The sequence below is a fragment of the Herbaspirillum sp. VT-16-41 genome, from assembly GCF_001994935.1.
GTDB classification, from domain to species: Bacteria; Pseudomonadota; Gammaproteobacteria; order Burkholderiales; family Burkholderiaceae_D; genus Herbaspirillum; species Herbaspirillum frisingense.
The window spans coordinates 1-2,409 of sequence record NZ_MUXB01000186.1 but is presented as its reverse complement, the minus strand read 5'-3'; the positions used below and the strand labels follow the sequence as shown (position 1 = coordinate 2,409).

General features: G+C 53.6%; 5 protein-coding genes. 4 read left to right on the top strand and 1 reads right to left on the bottom strand.

Annotated elements, in window-relative coordinates:
- Positions 1 to 313, top strand: a 313-nt coding sequence (locus BTM36_RS30065) for a hypothetical protein (protein ID WP_217349646.1), incomplete at its 5' end; no start/stop codon positions are given.
- Between the two features lie 81 nt (positions 314 to 394).
- On the opposite strand, the gene BTM36_RS30060 is transcribed toward BTM36_RS30065, so the two are convergent.
- Positions 395 to 901 (bottom strand): ATPase, T2SS/T4P/T4SS family, encoded by a 507-nt coding sequence (locus BTM36_RS30060; RefSeq protein WP_217349645.1) that lies wholly within the window; start codon positions 899 to 901, stop codon positions 395 to 397.
- A 144-nt stretch (positions 902 to 1,045) separates the two neighbouring features.
- On the opposite strand from BTM36_RS30060, the gene BTM36_RS30055 reads away from it, so the two are divergent.
- From BTM36_RS30055 to BTM36_RS30045, 3 genes are all read left to right on the top strand, one after another.
- Entirely contained in the window at positions 1,046 to 1,309 is a 264-nt protein-coding gene (locus BTM36_RS30055; RefSeq protein ID WP_047184610.1) for a phosphocarrier protein HPr, read from the top strand.
- Positions 1,310 to 1,765 (top strand): amidase family protein, encoded by a 456-nt coding sequence (locus BTM36_RS30050; protein WP_217349647.1) that lies wholly within the window; start codon positions 1,310 to 1,312, stop codon positions 1,763 to 1,765. It abuts the gene before it with no gap.
- Positions 1,766 to 1,946: 181 nt separating this feature from the next.
- Positions 1,947 to 2,231, top strand: coding sequence for a DUF3093 family protein (locus BTM36_RS30045; protein ID WP_217349644.1), 285 nt, complete (start codon positions 1,947 to 1,949; stop codon positions 2,229 to 2,231).
- The last annotated feature ends 178 nt before the right edge of the window (positions 2,232 to 2,409 follow it).

Genomic DNA, 2,409 nt, shown 5'->3' with positions numbered 1-2,409 from the left:
TTTTTACGCTCTATTTGTTTTAAGAACGTCTGGCAGTCTTTCTGATGCTAGTGCAGCTGCATGGTCGATGAACTTAGAATTAAAGAGTCCATTGTCAAAAGACGAGTTCGAGAATCAATTGTACAGTGTTAAAAAATACGGATTTGATTACCGGTACAGCTACAAGAAACAGAAGAAATCAAGAAGAAATGAAAAAGGCCTTACAACTCGTAAGGCGACCAAAGAAACAAATATTCAAGCTATTAAAACCTTGTTGGAGCAAGGTTATAACCTTCACGGAAGTAACAAAGAATTGATCGTTTTGATACTATAATGGAGGAGCGTAAGGTTACTAGACAATTAGAGGATGAAGCACTCACCGTGTGGACCACAAAGCCAGATGAGGAGCGTTTAATTAAGGTTGGATGGTTTCGGAAGGCAAAAGATTGTAATCTGTATGTGATCTACATAGGAACAGAAGAAAAAGTCGCAAAAGCGCCCGTAATACACTCTGGAAGGTCAACCCGGCGCGTGGGTTAATCTGTGTCTGATTCAGGCCAGTAAGCGGGATCTCAATCGGATCTTCCACGCTGCAGAGATTGATCTCAGGCTTATTGCGAGCCTGCAACGCACTGTAGAGGGTGACGGTTTTTCCACTGCCCGTGGGGCCGGTGACCAGTAGCAATCCCTGGGGTTTGTTCAAAGCCTGCTGGAATTGCGCCAGTTGGGAGTGGGTCATTCCTAGCTGATGAAGGTCGAGTGCCTGACTTACCTGATGTAACAACCTCAGTACCACTTTTTCACCGTGTCGGCACGGCAGGGTGGCAATGCGAAACGAGACATTCTGCCCGTTAAGCGTGGGGCTGAATTGCCTGTCATTTACAAACGGAACAAGGCTTAAATGGGGAGGTGAGTATGACACTTTAATGAGTTGTCTTCACAGCAAACTTCTTTCACGAATGATGTCGTTTCGTTTGATAAATATATAAAATTGTATATAATAAACATAGTTAACTCGTACAGCTTAAATAGTGTTCGAGTGAATTATAGGAAGAAGGGTGAAAAAATGAAATCACAAACATTTAAAATCACAGCTGAGTCTGGAGTGCATGCAAGACCAGCTACATTATTAGTTAATAAAGCTGGACAGTTCGAATCCGAAGTAAACATTAATTACAAGGGTAAATCCGTTAATTTAAAATCCATTATGGGTGTTATGTCTTTAGGAATCCCTGGTGGAGCAGAGATCGAAATTTCTACTGAAGGAAATGATGAAGAAGAAGCATTAAATGCATTAGCTGACGTAGTTAAAGAGCATTTAGGGGAATAAATAATCGTCACCGGCACCGCGGGCGTCAAGCCCACCTACGGCTCCGTCTCCCGCTACGGTCTGATCGCCATGGCCAGTTCCCTGGACCAGGCCGGCCCCGTGACCCGCACCGTCGAGGATTCCGCCCTGCTGCACGAGCTGATCGCCGGGCACGACCCGCGCGACTCCACCTCACTGCCGGCCCCCGTCGGCCCCTACGTCGAGGCAGCGCGTCGACGTGAGGTCAAGGGCCTGCGCATCGGCGTCATCTCCGAGCTCGAGGGCGAAGGCTTCGCCCCCGAGGTGCGCGCTCGCTTCCAGGAGTCCCTGGAGCTGCTGGAGAAGGCCGGCGCCGAAATCGTGCGCGTCTCCTGCCCGAACTTCCAGTACGCGCTCGGGGCGTACTACCTGATCAACTCACCTCGATGTTTCATGGGGCTGGTGAGCGGGGTGGGTCGGCGTCGTTGCCGGTGTTGAGCTGCTGATTGTGGCATTCGGGTGTGACAGATCGTCGCAGTGTCCGTTGCGGGCGGTCGGGTTCCACTCCCGAGAAGAGGAGCTGCTGGTCGTAGGGGCGGGTGGTCTCGCCGGGTTAGGTCTGTGCGACGGTGGTGCGGAGCCGGTTGACGCCGGTCAGGACCCTCACGGCTTCGGGTGCATGTTCGGCGAGGTGGAGGACCTTGTGCCGGGCGCGGCGCACGAGGGGCGCGGGGATCTCGAGCAACCGCGCGCGCAGCCGTTTGGGGTCCCACTTCCGCGCATCATGGCCGGTCAGCGCGATGGTCTGCAGAGCGGAGGAGCGCATCACTGCACGCGCGGCTGGATCCACACGGGTGTGCGCGCCGAGGTGCTGGACGACGAGGATCCGACCACCGCGTGGATCGCCTCCTCCCGGCGCCCGGAGGACCTGGCGCTGGCACTGAGGGCCGCGCAGGCGAACTGACGGCGGAACGAGAACGGCGCAGCGCACCGTCCGTGACGGTGCACCGCGCCGAGCCCCGGTGTGGGCTCTGCTCAGGCAGAGCACTCCTTGCAGTAGATGAGGGTGCCCTCGACATGGTCGATCTGGCTGCGGTTCTTATATCGTTATTTTTTCTGTACTCTAGTCACATTGAGGACTC

Bases quoted from the DNA above. Each gene is read 5' to 3' on its own strand.
- BTM36_RS30055 (WP_047184610.1), top strand. From the start codon at position 1,046: ATGAAATCACAAACATTTAAAATCACAGCTGAGTCTGGAGTGCATGCA.
- BTM36_RS30045 (WP_217349644.1), top strand. From the start codon at position 1,947: ATGTTCGGCGAGGTGGAGGACCTTGTGCCGGGCGCGGCGCACGAGGGG.